This window comes from Delftia sp. ASV31 (assembly GCF_016428765.1).
Taxonomy (GTDB): Bacteria; Pseudomonadota; Gammaproteobacteria; order Burkholderiales; family Burkholderiaceae_C; genus Comamonas; species Comamonas acidovorans.
In genome coordinates, this window is record NZ_JAELTK010000101.1 from 1 (window position 1) to 17,696 (window position 17,696).

15 protein-coding genes are annotated in these 17,696 nt (G+C 67.3%); 10 read left to right on the forward strand and 5 right to left on the reverse strand.

The window, feature by feature from the left end; translation table 11 throughout:
* Nucleotides 1-190: 190 nt before the first annotated feature.
* From JHD82_RS25285 to JHD82_RS25295, 3 genes are read right to left on the reverse strand one after another with little or no spacing between them, the layout of a single operon-like run.
* Nucleotides 191-742 carry a transporter gene (locus JHD82_RS25285; RefSeq protein ID WP_043822266.1) on the reverse strand — a complete coding sequence of 184 codons (552 nt, stop codon included), beginning with the start codon at nucleotides 740-742 and terminating at the stop codon, nucleotides 191-193.
* 25 nt (nucleotides 743-767) lie between these two features.
* A complete protein-coding gene (locus tag JHD82_RS25290; protein ID WP_199139420.1) occupies nucleotides 768-4,607 on the reverse strand; it encodes a tetratricopeptide repeat protein in 3,840 nt (1,279 codons plus the stop codon).
* Nucleotides 4,573-7,401: a bifunctional glycoside hydrolase 114/ polysaccharide deacetylase family protein gene (locus JHD82_RS25295; RefSeq protein ID WP_199139422.1), complete on the reverse strand. Its 2,829-nt coding sequence runs from the start codon at nucleotides 7,399-7,401 to the stop codon at nucleotides 4,573-4,575. The genes JHD82_RS25290 and JHD82_RS25295 overlap by 35 nt, the downstream gene beginning before the upstream one ends.
* 235 nt (nucleotides 7,402-7,636) lie before the next feature.
* Here JHD82_RS25295 and galE point away from each other — a divergent pair, with 235 nt between their 5' ends.
* The 10 genes from galE (at nucleotide 7,637) to tatC (ending at nucleotide 14,347) form a co-directional block, all read left to right on the forward strand.
* Nucleotides 7,637-8,647 carry a UDP-glucose 4-epimerase GalE gene (galE, locus tag JHD82_RS25300; RefSeq protein WP_199139424.1) on the forward strand — a complete coding sequence of 337 codons (1,011 nt, stop codon included), beginning with the start codon at nucleotides 7,637-7,639 and terminating at the stop codon, nucleotides 8,645-8,647.
* A 76-nt stretch (nucleotides 8,648-8,723) separates the two neighbouring features.
* A complete protein-coding gene (hisF, locus tag JHD82_RS25305) occupies nucleotides 8,724-9,524 on the forward strand; it encodes an imidazole glycerol phosphate synthase subunit HisF (protein ID WP_016450993.1) in 801 nt (266 codons plus the stop codon).
* A 244-nt stretch (nucleotides 9,525-9,768) separates the two neighbouring features.
* Nucleotides 9,769-10,167: a phosphoribosyl-AMP cyclohydrolase gene (gene hisI, locus JHD82_RS25310; protein ID WP_012207347.1), complete on the forward strand. Its 399-nt coding sequence runs from the start codon at nucleotides 9,769-9,771 to the stop codon at nucleotides 10,165-10,167.
* On the forward strand, nucleotides 10,164-10,577 hold the full coding sequence (locus JHD82_RS25315) for a phosphoribosyl-ATP diphosphatase (RefSeq protein ID WP_043822256.1): 414 nt from the start codon (nucleotides 10,164-10,166) through the stop codon (nucleotides 10,575-10,577). The genes hisI and JHD82_RS25315 overlap by 4 nt, the downstream gene beginning before the upstream one ends.
* Nucleotides 10,574-10,966, forward strand: coding sequence for a hypothetical protein (locus JHD82_RS25320; RefSeq protein WP_088163822.1), 393 nt, complete (start codon nucleotides 10,574-10,576; stop codon nucleotides 10,964-10,966). The genes JHD82_RS25315 and JHD82_RS25320 overlap by 4 nt, the downstream gene beginning before the upstream one ends.
* Nucleotides 10,967-10,985: 19 nt before the next feature.
* On the forward strand, nucleotides 10,986-12,017 hold the full coding sequence (locus JHD82_RS25325; RefSeq protein WP_199139426.1) for a patatin-like phospholipase family protein: 1,032 nt from the start codon (nucleotides 10,986-10,988) through the stop codon (nucleotides 12,015-12,017).
* Nucleotides 12,018-12,058: 41 nt separating this feature from the next.
* Nucleotides 12,059-12,421 carry a histidine triad nucleotide-binding protein gene (locus JHD82_RS25330; RefSeq protein ID WP_012207351.1) on the forward strand — a complete coding sequence of 121 codons (363 nt, stop codon included), beginning with the start codon at nucleotides 12,059-12,061 and terminating at the stop codon, nucleotides 12,419-12,421.
* A gap of 192 nt (nucleotides 12,422-12,613) precedes the next feature.
* On the forward strand, nucleotides 12,614-12,853 hold the full coding sequence (tatA, locus tag JHD82_RS25335; RefSeq protein WP_013800780.1) for a Sec-independent protein translocase subunit TatA: 240 nt from the start codon (nucleotides 12,614-12,616) through the stop codon (nucleotides 12,851-12,853).
* A gap of 21 nt (nucleotides 12,854-12,874) precedes the next feature.
* Nucleotides 12,875-13,372 (forward strand): Sec-independent protein translocase protein TatB, encoded by a 498-nt coding sequence (tatB, locus tag JHD82_RS25340; protein ID WP_199139428.1) that lies wholly within the window; start codon nucleotides 12,875-12,877, stop codon nucleotides 13,370-13,372.
* Nucleotides 13,373-13,522: 150 nt separating this feature from the next.
* Nucleotides 13,523-14,347, forward strand: a complete 825-nt coding sequence (tatC, locus tag JHD82_RS25345) for a twin-arginine translocase subunit TatC (protein WP_012207354.1) — start codon at nucleotides 13,523-13,525, stop codon at nucleotides 14,345-14,347.
* Between the two features lie 195 nt (nucleotides 14,348-14,542).
* On the opposite strand, the gene JHD82_RS25350 is transcribed toward tatC, so the two are convergent.
* Both JHD82_RS25350 and JHD82_RS25355 read right to left on the reverse strand, forming a co-directional pair.
* On the reverse strand, nucleotides 14,543-16,018 hold the full coding sequence (locus JHD82_RS25350) for a glutamate synthase subunit beta (protein ID WP_013800778.1): 1,476 nt from the start codon (nucleotides 16,016-16,018) through the stop codon (nucleotides 14,543-14,545).
* 69 nt (nucleotides 16,019-16,087) lie between these two features.
* On the reverse strand, nucleotides 16,088-17,696 hold a 1,609-nt coding region (locus tag JHD82_RS25355; RefSeq protein ID WP_269848159.1), incomplete at its 5' end, for a glutamate synthase-related protein.

The following is a 17,696-nucleotide window of genomic DNA, read 5'->3' on the forward strand; positions in this document are numbered from 1 at the left end:
ACGGCCAGCACCGGCAGCAGCAGCGTCTCGCCCACCACCACCCAGGGCTTGGCGCTCGTCTGCACGAGCAGGCCCAGCGGCGAGCCTCTGAATTCCGCGGCAATGCCGGCGCGGCGCGGTGCAGCGGAATGCGGTGCCGCCTTGGGCGTGCTGGCTTGGTCTGGCATGAAGAGTCGTTTCCTGGATGCGCTTATCGGGCGTTGGCCAGGCCTGTGCCCAGCAGGTTGCGGATCAGCTTCTGGCCCACGGCGGCCAGGGCCTCGCGGCTCCAGCCGCTTTGCGCGCCCGCGCCGCTCCACACGGTGGCGCCGGTGCCCACGTCCACGATCTCCAAGGTCACGCCCACGGCCGGCTCGCCATCCACGCCCACCTTGTAGCGCCATTCGTCCACCGCGCCCGTCAGCGCATAGCGCACGCCTTCGCCGCGCGCCCAGGCCAGGGCGTCGTCGCGGCGCTTGGCTTCGCGGCCGTCGAACAGGGTTTCCTGCAGTGCATCGCCCGTGTAGCGCTTGACCTGGCCCACGCCACGCGCATTGATCAGCGCCGTGGCAATGGCGGCGGCGCGGTTGCCGGCCATGGGCGTTTCGGTGTGGTTCTCGAAGGGCAGCACCGCCCAGCTGGCATTCGTCTCCAGCGCGGGCGCCGTGCCCCGGTCGATGGTCGAGCAGGCAGACAGCAGGCCGACAAGGGCAATACCCGTGAGCACGCGAAGGCGGGAGGCGAAAGTGGTGCGGTGTGTCATGGAGAGGCTCCTTGAAGTCTTCGGATCAGTAGTGGAGGCGGTAGGTCAGCAACAGCTCGCGGGTATTGCCCACGGTGTTGATGCCCGACTTGGACAGATTCAGGCCCAGCGCGAGGTGGTCCGCGCCGAACAGGCTGGTGGCCAGGCCCATGCCCAGCTCGTAGCCCGCGCCGTTGACGCTGTGGTGCGTCAGGGCCAGGCTGGCGTAGGGCCGCAGCGCGCGCGTGTACTGCTGTTCATAGCCCGTGTTGAACATCATCTGCAGGCCCGAGAAGCGGAAACTGCGCGGCAGCAGATAGTCGATGGTGGGATCGTTGAACGGCGGCAGGTAACCCAGGATGGCCGCATCCCGGCCCTGCAGCAGCGCCGGGTCGTTGCGGCTGTAGCGGTGCCATGAGGTGAAAGCACCGAACTGCAGGGTGGGGGCCTCGCTGCGGTAGGTGTGCAGGTATTGCAGCGTCGCATGGTTGCCGGAGCCCACGCGTGCGCCGCTTTGCACGCGGTAGCGCTCCGATGCCAGCTCCAGCGTGATCTGGTCCAGGCGCGAGAGCTGGTAGCTGCTGCCCAGGGACACGCGGTCCTTCATGCCGCCCATGCGCATGGCCAGCGTTTCCTGCGTGGCCAGGTGCCGGCCCAGTGATGCCTGCAGGCTCCAGCGGCTGTCCACGTTGTAGGTCTGCGTGAACTGCATGGGCGTGTAGCCCTCCAGGCTTTCGCGCCGGCCCAGCATGAATTCGCTGGAGGCCGACTGCGTCTTGCGCGTCAGGCGCAGGCCGATGCCCCGCTCCTGCGAGGGGCCGCGCACCAGGGTGTTTTTGTTGACCGTGCGGCGCACGTCCTCGGCATCCAGGTCCAGCGCCCAGCGGGGGTTCAGGCCCACATGCCAGCGCAGCCGGGAGACCTGCTCGTCGATGGCGTCCATGCGGCGGTTGCGCAGTTGCAGGCCCCCGTAGTCGCTGAAGGCCAGCAGCTGCTCGGTCAGCGCCAGGTGCAGGGGATCGTCGTCGGGCTGGTCGGCCATGCTCTCGAAGGCCGCCGTCTGCGCCAGCCGCACATCGCCGACCATGGCTGCCGCGTTGATGCGGTCATAGCGCGGCAGCGCCTCGTCATGGCGCTGCAGCAGCTGCCCGGCCTGGGCCACATCCTTTTCCGCCAGGGCCACCGTGATCTCGGCCCACAGCGGCGAGCTGGTGCTCTTGCTGCGGCTGCGCGCGTACTGCTGCCACAGGTAACCACGCTCGGCCTGGTACTCGCCGCGCTCCTGCAGCCAGGCAATGGCCAACTCGGCCGCAGCGGCGGAATGCTCGCGGCGCCCGCCTTCCAGGTCCATGCGCAGCAGCTCGCGCATCAGGGCGAATTCGGCATCGCCCTGGGTATGAAAGAGCATGAGCCGGCTGCGGGCCTGGCGCTGAACCTCGTCCAGCCCCTCGGCCGTCAGCCATTTGCGGGCGGCCAGGGCCGCTGCGCCGTCCTGGGCGCGTGCCCGCACCTTCTCGCGCGTCCACAGCTGCTGCCTCAGGCTCCAGGCCCGATCGGCCTGCTGGCTCTGCTCCAGCGCGTCGGCGTACTGCATCATCCACAGGAAGTCGTCGGCATGCTCGGCGCGGTGCGGCTTCAGATAGCGTTCCAGCGCAACGGCCGGGCGCGACAGCGTCATGTAGGCAGCCGCCAGGGCGCCGTGCATGTCGGCATCGCGCGCCCAGACAGGCTCGGCCGCCGCCAGCAGCAGCTTGAGGGCCGCTGCATTCTGCGTGTCGATCAGCAGCCACATCAGGCCCTGGCGCAGCGGCGTGGAGCCGGGGTCCAGCGCCAGGCCCTTCTCGAAGGCCTCCATGGCCTTTTTCGATTGCGCCGTGCGCTGGTAGTAGGCGCCCAGTATCTGGAAGAAGGTGGGCTGGCCCTGCAGGCGCTTGACCAGGGCCGGGTCGGCCAAGATGCGTTCGACCTGGCTGCCGATCTGGGTCCAGTCCTCCAGGTCCTCCAGCAGGTAGAAGGCCTGCGTCAGATGGCGCACGTCATGGAACTGCTCCCAGGCGTGCAGGGACATCCGGGCCGCCTCGCGCCGGTCGGCGCGCTGCAGCAGGCGTATCACCTCGTCGTAGTCGCTGATGCCGGCGTGCGGCGTCTGCAGCAGGCGGCGGTAGGCCTTCAGCGTCAGTGCTTCCTGGCGCTGGTCCTGGGCCAGGTCGCCCAGCAGGCGCCAGTACTCGCCCTCGTCCTGCATACCGGCGGGAATGCGCGTCTGCGCATCCTCCAGCCAGCGCAGACCCAGGGCCGGCTCGCCCTGCAGCAGCGCGAGCACGGCGGCGGGCATGGCATGGGCCGGCGTGCGCTGTTCGGGATCGGCAAGCACACGCTTCCAGGCCTGCAGCGCCAGTTGCGACCGGCCTGCCCGTTCGGCCAGTTGGGCCAGCAGGATCTGCGACTGCGGCGTGCTGCCGTGCTTTTGCAGATAGTCGATGGCCTCGCCGGGCTCGGCCTGGCGCTCGTAGGCCTGGACCAGCGCCTGCTGCAGCGCGGCATCCTGGGGACGGCGGCTCAACTGGTGGCGCAGGCCGGCAATCAGGGCGCGGTCGTCGAACAGGCCCGGCGCCAGGCGCATCACCGTCTTCCAGGCATCCTCGCGCCCCGTGTTCTGCGCAATGACCAGCCAGTTGTCCAGGGCCTGCTGCTGCTGCCCCATCCATTCGGACACCTGGGCCAGGCGTTCGCGCCAGGCCATGTCCTGCGGCGCCTGGCGCACGGCGGCCGTGGCCACGCGCCAGGCATCTTCCAGGTTGCGGTTTTCGAGGAATACCTCGTAGCCCAGCAGGTAGGTCTTGTCGTCAAAGGGCAGGCCCGGCGGCGGCTTGCGCACGGGATCGGCCGTGCGCAGCATGCGCCAGCCCGGCGCGGTCCAGGCCACGGGCTGCAGCGCCCAGGCGCCGTCGTCGGCAACCGGGTCCGGACCGGCGCCCGAAGCCCCGGCCACCTGCGTTTGCCACTGCTGCAGCAGGGACAGCTGCAGCAGCCGCTTGGCATAGCGCTCGGCCTCGGCCCGGTTGCCGGCCGCGCGCGCCAGGCCGATGAGCTTTCGCAGCGTCTCGGGGTCGCTGCCCAGCAGTTCTTCCTGCTGGCGCGCCAGCGCCAGCGCTTCGTTGGCACGGTTGCCGGACTGCAGTACCTGCAGGGCCTGCCAGAGGTAGGCGCGCGACTGCTGGACGTCCTCGGTCGTGGCGCTGGCCTGGCGCAGCAGCCGGGCCGATTCCTCGTACAGGGACATGCCCAGCGCCTGCCGCGCTGCGGATTCATAGACCTGCGCCTTGCGCGCGGGATCGGTCTGGCGGCCTGCCACATCGTCGTAGATGCCCAGGGCCAGCGGTGCGTCCTTGAGCACCAGCGCCGACGAGGCCAGGTACAGCGCCTGCTCCTGGGTCAGCCCCTGCAGCGGCACGTCCTTCAACGCCTGCATCACCTGCGGCGCCAGCGCCTCAGCCTGGCCGCCCGCGCGGTGGTCCTGCTTTTGCGCCTCCAGATAGCCCTGATAGGCGGCCTGCCAGTGGTCCCAGGCCTGGACGGCTGCGCTGGGCAGTGCCTGCTTGGCCGCCTCTTCCCGCGCCAGCTTGATGGCCTGCAGGCGCTCTTCCTTGGCCTTGAGCAGGGCGCGCAGGTTCTCGTTGCCGGGATCGCTCTTGAGCAGGTTGCTCAGGTAGTTGTAGGACAGCTCGGAGTCATCTCCGGTGACGGAGAGCCGGCGCTCCAGATCCTGCTTGGGAAACAGCATCCACAGGGCGCCACCGATCAGTACCGCCAGCAGCGCGATCAGCCAGAAGGGAACCGTGATGGGGCGCTCAGAGCCCCCGGCATTGCGCTTGGAGTTCGACACTGTTTTGGGTACTTCTGAAGGAACGGAGGTTGGCGTTGCCGGTATCGGCCCCCGCCACGGCCAGGAGGGGCGTGGCGGCGTTCGCGGAACTCAGCGAACAGCCGGCAGGCAGGTACATGCGCAGCTCCAGCGGCACATGGCCCTGCAGGGCGAAGCGCACGCCGCCGTCGGCCTGGGGCTGCCATTGCGTGAGCCGGGCATTGGCATCCACCAGATAGGGGCGCGCCGCGTGGGCGGCCGCGCCTGCGGCGTCCTGTTGCGTCTGTTGCACCAGGTATCCGGCGCTGCCGGCCAGGTGCAGGTAGCTGCCGTCTGCCCCCTTGGCATAGCCGGCAATGCCGCTGCTGGCAGCCATGGAAGGCGGGGCCATGCCGGGCGGCATGCGCAGCGTGCGCAGCTGGCCCGGACCCCGAAGGCGCCAGCCCTGCGCGTCGCGGCCGATGGCGAATTCGTAGAAATCCTGCACCTTGCGGATGTACTCGGAGCTGTAGACCGGGTTCAGCCGCTGCGCCAGCGCCCACTGGTAGATCCTGTGCAACGCCTTGATGCTGGCCTGCTTGCTGGCGGAGTAGGAGTGGTAGTAGATGTCCACGGCCTTCAGGCGCCGGGGAGCCTCGGTCATCTCGAAGGTCTCGATGACGCGCTCGAAGCCGTAGAACGGCCCGTGCCAGAGGTTGGTGTAGATGTTCTCGTTGGTGACGGGCGCATAGATCTGCAGGTGGCCGCCCTTGCGCAGACCCCAGCTGCGCACCTCGGTGAGCGAGGGATTGCTGCGCGTGATGGCCGTGTCGCCACCATTCATGTTGAGCAGGCCGGCGGCATCGGAGATGGCCAGGGCCTCGGCGCTGGGCGCCGTGTTGCCGGTCCACAGGAACACGTCCACCGGCTTGCCGGGCGGCGCCAGGCGCTTGCGGATGTAGTCGACCGAGCCATTGATCTCCCGGTTCATGTCCATCTGGTAGCCGGGGATGTGGAGGTTGAGATTCACCTCCTTGCTGTCGTCCTCGTTGGGCGCCGCCCCGGGCTCCCAGAAGAAGGGGTGCGAGTAGGAATGGCTGGCGATCTCGACATGGGGCATGGCGAAGATGCGCTTGGCAATGCCCTCCAGCTGCTCGGCCCACTGCGGATACAGGCCCTGCGGGGAGACCTCGGCCTCGATGACCGAGATGGTGTGCGGGATCTTGTAGCGCTCCAGGATCTCGCGGCGCAGCACTTCACCGGCGAACGGCGTGCCAGGCAGCTCGGCCCTGGAGGGAAAGCCGTCACCATCCACATGGGCCAGCAACAGGCGGCGGCCGTTCTCGGTGGTGACGTCGGGCGCCGGAAAGTCCTGGAGGCGCAGCGCCTCGCGCAACAGCGCGAACGGATCGATCACCCAGCGCGACTGGTCGGTGCCCGGCATGCTCACCACCACATAGGGCATGAGCGCAAAGCCGCCCCAGGGCGTGATGGCGGCAGAGACGAAGCGGCGCCCCCGCTTGTCGTCGAAGGACAGCAGCTCGCGGCTGCCCTTGGCCATCTGCGGCGTGAATTCCCAGCCTTCGTAGTCGTGGGCGGGCTCGGCCGGCGGTATCTCGAACCCCATGAGCGGCGCCTGCTCGGCCCGCCGCAGCGGGAACACGGGAGCCGCTTCCGTGCTGCGCGTGCCCAGGGCGGCCGACATGGTGCGGTCCTGGGACAGGCCCAGCGTGTTGAGCACCAGCAGCGGCATGCCCTGCTGCACCTGGTTGGCCAGCCACTGCCGCACACTTTTGGCCCGCATATCGGGCACCGCGCCGCCGAACCAGCTCACCACGCCGGCATAGCGGTCACGCGCCACGCCTTCGGGCATGGGCTCGCGCACGTCGGCGTAGTCGGCAACGTAGCCCATGTAGTTGATGGGCATTTCCAGAAAGCGGTGCGCCGATGCGCCGTTGATGGACGGATAGTCGGCACCGTTGTAGAGGATCAACACCCTGCGCGCCACCGCCTCCACCTGGCCTATGCCCAGGGTCTGCAGGCCTGCATCCGACACCCAGGGGATGACGCCCAGCTGCGCAATGCGGCGGGCCGTCTCGCGCGTGGCATCGCGGTCATGCGGGGCCACGTAGTCGATGGACAGCACCGGCAGGCGGTCACGCTCGCGGATGGTCTGCAGTTGCTGCAGCAGCCATTCGCGGTCTTTCTCGGGCACGTTCACATAGCGCTTGAGGCTGGCATCCCAGCCCCGCAACAGCGACTCCGCCGCCACCATCTGCACCTTGTCGCGCACGCGCGGCACGATCTCGAAGCCCCGGTTCAGGATCAGGCGGATGCCGGGATAGCGCTGGTGCAGCGTCTCGATGACGCGCACCAGGCCGTCCTGCTGGGCCTTTTCGTCGAAATTCGCGGCCAGGCGGTAGGAGTCCAGCGTGTCCAGGAAGAAGCCCCGAAAACCCTGCTTCCACAGCGGTGCGATCACCTCGTCGGCAAAGAAGGCGGGCCACTGCGCGGGCGTCTGGTCCAGGACGATGGACTGCCAGGCGCCGTTGCGCGCCATCTTCCAGGCCTCGGGAATCTTGCTGAAGTAGGCGCGCTCGGGCAGCACCTCGGCCACGGAGGCATATGCGTAGAGTTCGCTGCCCGGAGCCTGCTTGCGGAATTGAACGGGGTCGTAGCCGTGGCCCGGCTCCACGACGGCGATGTCGTAGAGGCTCAGTTCACTGAGCGAGGCCTTGTTCCCGTAATAGACGGCAACCGCCGGCTCGGCTGCCTGCACCGCCCAGCCGCACAGCACCCCCCAGCAAAACAGGCAGGTTCGCAGGAAAGCGTTCACGGCCTTCTCCTCGGGGTGCGGCCAAAAGCGGCCGATTCATAGTTTTTGTACATCAAATTTCTTGGCGATTTGATAAAAGCTATCGTCAGTCCGACGAAAGGCGGGCGCGAGCATACCGGTTTTTGTCTGCAAAGGTGTCTTCTCCCTACTTTTGTGCTCGGCGCCCTTGAAGCCTGGGGGAAGCTGGGTTATGGCGATACTAGGCAGGCAGAAAAATCACCAATGAAAGGTATTCATGATTCTGGTCACAGGCGGCGCCGGCTTCATCGGCTCGCATACCTGCGTGGAACTCGCCGCTGCGGGCGAGCCCTACCTGATCTACGACAACTTCAGCAACAGCAGCCCCGATGTGCTCGAACGCATGGAACGCATCACGGGCCGGCGCCCGCTGTGCGTCGAGGGAGACGTGCGCGACCGCGCCGCGCTGGACCGGCTGTTTGCCGAGCACTCCATCCGCGAGGTGATCCACTTCGCCGCGCTCAAGGCCGTGGGCGAGTCCGTGGCCCAGCCGCTGCGCTACTACGAACACAACGTGGGCGGCACGGTGGCCCTGCTGCAGGCCATGCGGACGGCGGGTGTGCGCAGCCTGGTGTTCTCCTCCTCGGCCACGGTCTACGGCGATCCGGCCAGCCTGCCGATCCGCGAAGACTTTCCGCTGTCCGCCACCAACCCCTACGGTCGCAGCAAGCTGTGGATCGAGGAAATGCTGGCCGACCTGGACCGGGCCGAGCCCGGCCAGTGGAGCCTGGCACGGCTGCGCTACTTCAACCCCGTGGGCGCCCATGAAAGCGGCCTGATCGGCGAGGACCCGCGCGACATCCCCAACAACCTCATGCCCTATGTGTCGCAGGTCGCCATCGGCCAGCGCCAGCAGCTCAGTGTCTATGGCGATGACTATGCGACGCCGGACGGCACGGGCGTGCGCGACTACATCCACGTCACCGACCTGGCGCGCGGCCACCTGGCGGCGCTGCGCTATCTGCGCGAGCAGCAGGGCTTGCTGACCGTGAACCTGGGCACGGGGCGCCCGGTCTCGGTGCTGGAGATGGTCAAGGCCTTCGAGCGCGCCAGCGGCCGTCCCGTGCCCTACCAGATCGTGGCGCGCCGCCCCGGCGACGTGGCCCAGTGCTGGGCCGACCCCGCCGAGGCCGAGCGGCTGCTGGGCTGGAAGGCCATGCTGGACCTGGACCGCATGTGCGAGGACGCATGGCGCTGGCAAAGCCAGGCCGCAGGCCTCAAGCGCTGAACCCCGCAGCGCCTGCGGGCGCCGAGGGCGTGGTATCTTTTCGCCCTTGTTTCACGCCCTAGCCACGAGTCTGCCCATGCTTGCCAAACGCATCATCCCCTGTCTTGACGTCACGGGAGGGCGCGTCGTCAAAGGCGTGAACTTCGTGGAACTGCGCGATGCGGGCGACCCGGTGGAGATCGCCGCGCGCTACAACGCCCAGGGCGCGGACGAACTGACCTTCCTGGACATCACGGCCACCAGCGACGGGCGCGACCTGATCCTGCCCATCATCGAGTCCGTGGCCAGCCAGGTCTTCATTCCGCTGACCGTGGGTGGTGGCGTGCGCACCGTCGAGGACGTGCGCCGCCTGCTCAACGCGGGCGCCGACAAGACCAGCTTCAACTCGGCCGCCATCGCCAACCCCGACGTGATCAATGCGGCCTCGGACAAGTACGGCGCGCAATGCATCGTCGTGGCCATCGATGCCAAGCGGCGCACGGCCGAGGACGAGCAGCGCATGGGCGCCGATGGCCGCGCTGCCGGCCCCGGCTGGGACGTGTACAGCCACGGCGGACGCAAGAACACCGGCCTGGACGCCGTGCAGTGGGCCGCCGAAATGGCGCGCCGCGGCGCGGGCGAGATCCTGCTGACCAGCATGGACCGCGACGGCACCAAGTCCGGGTTCGACCTGAAGCTCACGCGCGCCGTCAGCGACGCCGTGCCCGTGCCCGTGATCGCCTCGGGCGGCGTGGGTTCGCTGGACGACCTGGCCGATGGCGTGACCCTGGGCGGCGCCGACGCCGTGCTGGCCGCCAGCATCTTCCACTACGGCGAATTCACCGTGGGCCAGGCCAAGCAGCGCATGGCCGAGCGCGGCGTGCCCGTGCGCCTCTGATACGGCGCGTCGGCGGACTCCTTCATTTCAGTTTTCCATGGCGCTCGCGCCGCCCACAACCCATGAAACCGGCGCGCCCCAAGGGACCAGGGACAGCGAGCAAGGGCCGCCCCGCGGCAAGGCTGTCGTCTCCCTCCCGCGCAGCGAGAGAGGGGGAAGGCGCGAAGCGACTCAGGGGGTGTATTTTCAATCCAGGCAATTCCTGACAATCCTGTCACAGGGATGCCCACCCAGGATATTCACAATGCAGGCAATGAACTGGCTAGATCAAGTCAAATGGGATGCGCAGGGCCTGGTGCCCGTGATCGCGCAGGAAAAGGACACGGGCGACGTGATGATGTTCGCCTGGATGAACCGCGAGGCCCTGGCCAAGACGGCCGAGCTCGGCCGCGCCGTCTACTTCAGCCGCTCGCGCAACAAGCTGTGGTTCAAGGGCGAGGAATCGGGCCACGTGCAGACCGTGCACGAGGTGCGCATCGACTGCGACAACGACGTGGTCCTGCTCAAGATCACCCAGACCGGCCACGAGCCCGGCATTGCCTGCCACACGGGGCGCCACAGCTGCTTCTACAGCGTGCTGCGCGATGGCCAGTGGCAGGCCGTCGATCCGGTCTTGAAAGACCCCGAATCGATCTACAAATGAATTCCACGAACATGAACGACACCGCAAGCACTTCCTCGCTGGACGCCCTGGCGCGCCTGGCCGCCGTCATAGAAAGCCGCAAGCCCGCCAATGGCGGCGATCCCGACAAGAGCTACGTCGCCCGCCTGCTGCACAAGGGCCCGGATGCCTTTTTGAAGAAGATCGGCGAAGAGGCCACCGAAGTGGTCATGGCCGCCAAGGACGCAGACCATGGCGGGGACGCCGGCAAAATCCTCTACGAAGTGGCCGATCTGTGGTTCCATAGCATGATCGCCCTGGCCCACTATGGCCTGACGCCAGCCCAGGTCGTTGCCGAGCTGGAGCGCCGCGAAGGCACCAGCGGCATCGAGGAAAAGGCGCTGCGCAAGGCCCAGGAACGTGACGTGAACGAGAAAGGACCGCTGCCATGAATGACGATTTCATCGAAGTCCGTGCCCTGGACCAGTCCCGCATCGAAGGCCTCAAGGCCTGGGGCTGGGTCAGCTACCTGCTGCACCTGGTGGTGGCCGTGGCCGCCGTCGTGCCGGGCGCACAGCCCAGCATTGCGCTGCTGGTGATCGCACTGATCATCGATCTGGTCAAGCGCGGCGACGCCGAAGGCAGCTGGATGGCCAACCACTTCTCGTGGCGCATCCGCAGCGTGATCTGGGCCGGCATCCTGTACCTGGTCACGGCGCCGCTGTGGCTGCTGTTCTTCGTGCCCGGCTGGATCGCCTGGACCGTCATCTCCATCTGGTTCCTCTACCGCATCGTGCGCGGCATGGTCGCCATGAACCGCAACCAGGCCGTGGACCGCTGAAGGTCCCGGGCAAACCGCCATGACTCCGACCCCGACCTGCAAGATCAACCTCGCCCTGCAGGGCGGGGGCTCGCACGGCGCCCTGACCTGGGGCGTGCTCGATGCGCTGCTGGAAGACGGCAGCCTTGTCTTCGACGGCATCAGCGGCACCAGCGCCGGGGCCATGAATGCAGTGGCCCTGGCCCAGGGCTTTGCCAAGGCTGCACGCCAGGAAAGCGATCCGGTGGCCGCCCAGGCGCTGGGGGCCGAGCTGGCCCGCGCCACGCTGACCGAACTGTGGGAAGGCGTGGGCACCATGGGCAGCCTGATGTGGGGCGCGCCCCTGCCGGGCAGCCCCTTCATGGGCGTGCTCAACCAGTTCTTCTCGCCCTACCAGACCAACCCGCTGGACATCAACCCGCTGCGCAAGCTGCTCGAACGGGTCGTGGATTTCGACGCGCTGACGCATCCGCCCGTGGAAGGCGTGGTGCCCAAGGTCTTTGTCTGCGCCACCAATGTGCGCACGGGCCGGGGCTGCATCTTTTCGGGCAGAAAACTCAGTGCCGACGCGGTCATGGCCTCGGCCTGCCTGCCGCAGCTGTTCAAGGCCGTGGAAATCGATGGCGAGCCCTACTGGGATGGCGGCTTTTCGGGCAACCCGGCGCTGTACCCGCTGATCTACGGCACGGCGTCCAGCGACATCCTGCTGGTGCAGATCAACCCCATCGAGCACACCGATCTGCCCAACACGGCGGCCGACATCATGGACCGCATGAACGAGGTCACCTTCAACGCCGGCCTGCTGGCCGAGCTGCGCGCCATCGAGTTCGTCAAGCGCCTGCTCGAGCAGGGCAAGCTGGACCCGACACGCTACAAAAAGGTGCTGCTGCACCGCGTGGACGGCGGCTCCGTGCTCAAGGGCTATGGCGCCTCGACCAAGACGCGCTCCGACATGCGCTTCGTGCGCGAGCTGTTCGAGCTCGGACGCGAGCAGGGCCAGCAGTGGCTCCAGCAGCACCGCAGCGACATCGGCGTGCGCCAGACGCTGCGCATCAACGACAATCCGGCCTGATTTCCAACCTACCGCCAGCTTCCCAGGATTCCTGTAGCGCCATGCACGACCACGACCCGAACTGCCTGTTTTGCCGCATCACCAAAGGCGAGATCCCTTCCCGCAAGGTCTATGAGGACGAGGACGTCTTCGCCTTCCACGACATCCACCCCGGCGCGCCCATCCACTTCCTGATGGTGCCCAAGAAGCACATCCCCTCCATGGCCCAGGTCCAGGCCGAGGACGCCCCGCTGCTGGGCCGCCTGATGGCGCTGGCGCCCCGCCTGGCTGCCGAGCAAGGCTGCAACCCGTATCCGGACGGCGGCTTTCGCCTGGTGGTCAACACGGGCACCGAAGGCGGCCAGGAAGTCCACCACCTGCACATCCACGTCATGGGCGGCCCCCGCCCCTGGCTCAAGGGCTGAGACTCAAGGGCTGAAAACGCCGCAGCGGCCACGCTGCCTGCGGCAGACGGCTGCCGCCCGGCACAAGGTGGCCCGTCTCTTGCTTGAGGCCCCCCTGTTTCTTGCGTCGGCCAAACGGCTTTTGTGGGGCCTTGCGAACTGCCGCCATGGCCCGGCGTCTAAAATGACCTGCAATTCTTAGGAGAGATTCTCATGGGCTCGTTTTCCATCTGGCATTGGCTGATCGTCCTGGCCATCGTGGTTCTGGTGTTTGGCACCAAGAAGCTGAAGAACATCGGTTCCGACCTCGGCGGCGCCGTCAAGGGCTTCAAGGACGGCGTGAAGGACGGTTCGACCTCCACCGACACTCCCGCAGCCGCTCCCGGCCAGGTCGCCGGCCAGACGGCTGCCGACAAGACCACCATCGACGTCGAAGCCAAGCAAAAGAGCTGATGGCCCGCACGCCAAGCTTCCATGTTTGATATTGGCCTTTCCAAGATGGCGCTCATCGGTGCCGTGGCCCTCGTGGTCATCGGTCCCGAGAAGCTGCCGCGCGTGGCGCGTACCGTCGGCACCCTGCTGGGCAAGGCCCAGCGCTATGTCTCCGATGTGAAGGCCGAGGTCAACCGTTCGATGGAACTCGACGAGTTGCGCAAGATGAAGGACACCGTGGAGGGCGCGGCGCGAGACGTCGAGCAATCCATCCACACTTCGGCTGCCAACTTCGAGAAGGACTGGAACGAGTCCACGGCAGCTCTCAACGGCACGTCTTCCTCGTACGACTCCTCTTCCTACGGCACCGACAGCGATACGTACAGCGCCGTGGCGCCGGCCTACCGCCACCCAGGCAAGAACTGGCGCCTCAAGCGTGCCGCTGTGCCCCAGTGGTACAAGGCCCGCGCCGGTGTGCGCACCAAGGCGCAGTCGGGCGCGGCGCGCGTGGCGCGCTTTCGCCCCCAGAAGTCCCGCTGAAGATGCCGGCGCGCCGCGGGCCACGAGGCAACCAGCCCAGCCTCCGCCACCCGGGCACCCGCCATTGCCGAATCCTGCCCGATCCGTCGGGCTTTCTGCTTTTCACCCCAGGTCCGTGGATGCCCTTGCGGCCCGCCGCGGTTTCGCACCATGTCCGACATTCCACCTAAAGACGACGAGCTGGCAGGCACCGAGCAGCCTTTCGTCCAGCACCTGATGGAGCTGCGCGACCGCCTGCTCTATTGCATCTACGGCATCGGTCTGGCGATCGCCGTGCTGGCCGTGTGGCCCGGCCCCAACGGGCTGATCGACTTCATCGCCCACCCGATCAAGGCCCACATGCCGCCCGATGCCAAGCTCATCGCGGTGGGCGTGTTCACGCCCTTCTTCGTACCGCTCAAGGTGCTGATGATGGTGGGCGTGCTGGCCGTGCTGCCCTGGATCATGTACCAGATGTGGGCCTTCGTGGCGCCCGGCCTGTACAGCCATGAAAAGCGCTTTGCGCTGCCGCTGATCATCTTCGGCAGCCTGCTGGCCTATATCGGCATCGCCTTCGTGCAGTTCTTCGTGCTCGACAAGATGTTTGCCTTCATCCAGGGCTTCACCCCGGACAGCGTGGCGGCCACGCCGGACATCGCCTCCTATGTGGAGGCCATCCTGTCGCTGTACCTGGCCTTTGGCCTGGCCTTCCAGGTGCCCATCGTGGTCATGCTGCTGGTGCGCTTCGGCCTGGTGGACATCGCCAAGCTCAAGTCCTTCCGCGGCTACTTCATCGTGGTGGCCTTCATCATCGCCGCCGTGGTCACGCCGCCCGACGTGATCTCCCAGCTGGCCCTGGCCGTGCCCATGTGCATTCTTTACGAGATCGGCATCCTGGGCGCCGGCTGGTTCAGCCGCGTCTCCAAGGCACCGGAAGAAGAAGCCGAGCCCGGCACCGCAGTGGACAAGCCGGCAGAGGATAAACCCTCCCCCTGAGTCGCTTCGCGCCTTCCCCCAGAGGGGGACGACACCCTCGGTGCGGGGCGGCCCTTCCTCGGTGTCCCTCGCTTTAGGGCGCGCCAGTTTCAAGGGCCTACGCTGAAACACGAGGAATCTGTAATAAAAAGCCCTTGGTTCATCACCAAGGGCTTTTTCTTTGTCTATGGCCAAGCCCCTTCCGGGGTTGGCATCTCACCGAGGCAGGTCGGACGTGCCCATGAGGAACTCGTCGATGGAGCGAGCGGCCTGGCGGCCTTCGCGGATGGCCCAGACCACCAGGGACTGGCCGCGGCGCACGTCGCCGGCGGCGAACAGCTTGGGCACGCTGGTGGCGTAGCCGCCCGTGAAGTCGGTGGTGGCCTTGGCATTGCCGCGTGCGTCCTTGTCCACGCCAAAGGCGTCGAGCACGGCCTGCACGGGGCTGACGAAGCCCATGGCCAGCAGCACCAGGTCGGCCTTGAGCACCTGCTCGCTGCCAGGCACCTCGACCATCTTGCCGTCCTTCATTTCGATGCGCACGGTCTTGACGGCCGTGACCTGGCCCTTCTCGCCGATGAACTCCTTGGTGGCGATGGCGAACTCGCGCTCGCAGCCTTCCTCGTGGCTGGAGCTGGTGCGCAGCTTGATCGGCCAGTAGGGCCAGACCAGGGGCTTGTTCTCCTGCTCGGGCGGCATGGGCATCAGCTCGAACTGGGTCACGCTGACGGCGCCGTGGCGGTTGCTGGTGCCCACGCAGTCTGAGCCGGTGTCGCCGCCACCGATGACGATGACGTGCTTGCCATCGGCCCGCAGCTGGCCCTTGAGCTTGTCGCCGGCGTTGACCTTGTTTTGCTGCGGCAGGAACTCCATGGCGAAATGGATGCCCTTGAGTTCACGGCCCGGCACGGGCAGGTCGCGCGACTGCTCGGCACCGCCGGTCAGCAGCACGGCGTCGAACTCGGCCATGAGCTGCTCGGGGCTGACGGTTTCCTTGGCCCAGTTGGTGACCTTGGAGTCTTCGCCCAGGCCGTCCTTGCCCGCCACCAGCACGCCGGTACGGATCTTGACGCCTTCGGCCACGAGCTGCTCGACGCGGCGGTCGATGTGCGACTTCTCCATCTTGAAGTCGGGAATACCGTAGCGCAGCAGGCCGCCCACGCGGTCGTTCTTCTCGAACAGCGTGACATCGTGGCCGGCGCGGGCCAGTTGCTGCGATGCGGCCAGGCCTGCGGGGCCTGCGCCGACCACGGCGACCTTCTTGCCGGTCTTGCGGCTGCTGGGCAGCGGCTTGACCCAGCCTTCGGCCCAGGCACGGTCGATGATGGCGTGCTCGATGGACTTGATGCCCACGGCGTCGTCGTTGATGTTCAGGGTGCAGGCGGCCTCGCAGGGCGCGGGGCAGATGCGGCCCGTGAACTCGGGGAAGTTGTTGGTGCTGTGCAGCACGGCGCTGGCGCTCTTCCAGCCGCCGTGGAAGACCAGGTCGTTGAAGTCCGGAATGATGTTGTTGACCGGGCAGCCGCTGTTGCAGAACGGCGTGCCGCAGTCCATGCAGCGCGCGCCCTGGATCTTGGCCTGGCTGTCATCGAGGCCGATGACGAATTCCTTGTAGTGCTTCACGCGCTCGACGACGGGCGCGTAGCCCTCCTCGAGGCGTTCATATTCCATGAAGCCGGTGGTCTTTCCCATGATTCGTTGTCCTGATGTGTGGGGTGCAGGGATGGATGCGGGCTGCTGCCCGCATCCTTCGCTTCCTTGTTATTTGGCGGCCACGGCTTCCTTGGCGTGTTCCTCGACCTCGGGCGTGGCGGGCTCTTCCATCACCTGGCGCTCGTACATCTCGGACAGGGCACGCTTGTACTCGCTGGGGAAGACCTTGACGAACTTGGAGCGGGCCGCAGCCCAGTTGTCCAGCAGGTCGCGGGCGCGCTTGGAGCCGGTCCAGCGGCTGTGCGCCTCGATCAGTGCGCGCAGCTGGCGTTCGTCGGTTTCGCGGCGGTGCCAGACGGCGGGCGAGACCTGGGCCAGGTGCTCGTCGTGGGGCAGAACCTGATCCAGCGAGACGGACGCCTTGTTGCAGCGCTCGGCGAAGCGGCCATCCTCGTCATACACATAGGCCACGCCGCCGCTCATGCCGGCCGCGAAGTTGCGACCCGTCTTGCCCAGCACCACCACGGTGCCGCCGGTCATGTATTCGCAGCCGTGGTCGCCCACGCCTTCGACCACGGCCGTGGCGCCCGACAGGCGGACCGCGAAACGCTCGCCGGCCACGCCGCCGAAGAAGGCCTCGCCGCTGGTGGCGCCGAACATCACGGTGTTGCCGACGATGGTGTTGGTCGTCGTGTCGCCACGGAATTCATGGCTGGCATGCACCACCACGCGGCCGCCGGACAGGCCCTTGCCCGTGTAGTCGTTGGCATCGCCGCGCAGGTTCAGCGTGATGCCGTTGCACAGGAAGGCGCCGAAGGACTGGCCACCGGTTCCCTCGAAGTGGATGCGGATGGTGTCATCCGGCAGGCCTTCGGGATGCACGCGCGTCACGGCACCGGAGAGCATGGCGCCCACGGAGCGGTTGACGTTGCGCGCCACTTCCATGATGCGCACGCGCTCGCCGTTCTCGATGGCGGGCTTGCAGCGCTCGATGAGCTTCACGTCCAGCGCCTTGTCCAGCAGGTGGTCCTGCTTTTCGACATGGAAGCGCGCCACGTCGGCGGGCACTTCGGGCTGGGCGAACAGGCGCGAGAAGTCCAGGCCCTGGGCCTTCCAGTGCTGCAGGCCCTTGCGGGTGTCCAGCAGGTCGGCACGGCCGATCAGGTCGTCGAACTTGGCAACGCCCAGCTGGGCCATGATCTGGCGCACTTCCTCGGCGATGAAGAAGAAGTAGTTCACCACATGCTCGGGCTTGCCCGAGAACTTGGCGCGCAGCACCGGGTCCTGCGTGGCCACGCCCACGGGGCAGGTGTTCAGGTGGCACTTGCGCATCATGATGCAGCCCTCGACGACCAGGGGCGCCGTGGCGAAGCCGAACTCGTCGGCGCCCAGCAGCGCGCCGATGACGACGTCGCGGCCGGTCTTCATCTGGCCGTCGGCCTGAACGCGGATGCGGCCGCGCAGGCGGTTGAGCACCAGGGTCTGCTGGGTCTCGGCCAGGCCGATTTCCCAGGGCGAGCCCGCATGCTTGATGGACGACCAGGGCGATGCGCCCGTGCCGCCGTCGTGCCCCGCGATGACCACGTGGTCGCTCTTGCACTTGGCCACGCCGGCCGCGATGGTGCCCACGCCCACTTCGGACACGAGCTTGACCGAGATGTCGGCGTGCGGCGCCACGTTCTTCAGGTCGTGGATCAGCTGGGCCAGATCCTCGATG

What these genes read in the sequence shown, in the direction of transcription:
- JHD82_RS25285 (WP_043822266.1), bottom strand. Translation starts at nt 742, where the DNA reads ATGACACACCGCACCACTTTCGCCTCCCGCCTTCGCGTGCTCACGGGT.
- galE (WP_199139424.1), top strand. Translation starts at nt 7,637, where the DNA reads ATGATTCTGGTCACAGGCGGCGCCGGCTTCATCGGCTCGCATACCTGC.
- hisF (WP_016450993.1), top strand. Translation starts at nt 8,724, where the DNA reads ATGCTTGCCAAACGCATCATCCCCTGTCTTGACGTCACGGGAGGGCGC.
- hisI (WP_012207347.1), top strand. Translation starts at nt 9,769, where the DNA reads ATGCAGGCAATGAACTGGCTAGATCAAGTCAAATGGGATGCGCAGGGC.
- JHD82_RS25315 (WP_043822256.1), top strand. Translation starts at nt 10,164, where the DNA reads ATGAATTCCACGAACATGAACGACACCGCAAGCACTTCCTCGCTGGAC.
- JHD82_RS25320 (WP_088163822.1), top strand. Translation starts at nt 10,574, where the DNA reads ATGAATGACGATTTCATCGAAGTCCGTGCCCTGGACCAGTCCCGCATC.
- JHD82_RS25325 (WP_199139426.1), top strand. Translation starts at nt 10,986, where the DNA reads ATGACTCCGACCCCGACCTGCAAGATCAACCTCGCCCTGCAGGGCGGG.
- JHD82_RS25330 (WP_012207351.1), top strand. Translation starts at nt 12,059, where the DNA reads ATGCACGACCACGACCCGAACTGCCTGTTTTGCCGCATCACCAAAGGC.
- tatA (WP_013800780.1), top strand. Translation starts at nt 12,614, where the DNA reads ATGGGCTCGTTTTCCATCTGGCATTGGCTGATCGTCCTGGCCATCGTG.
- tatB (WP_199139428.1), top strand. Translation starts at nt 12,875, where the DNA reads ATGTTTGATATTGGCCTTTCCAAGATGGCGCTCATCGGTGCCGTGGCC.
- tatC (WP_012207354.1), top strand. Translation starts at nt 13,523, where the DNA reads ATGTCCGACATTCCACCTAAAGACGACGAGCTGGCAGGCACCGAGCAG.
- JHD82_RS25350 (WP_013800778.1), bottom strand. Translation starts at nt 16,018, where the DNA reads ATGGGAAAGACCACCGGCTTCATGGAATATGAACGCCTCGAGGAGGGC.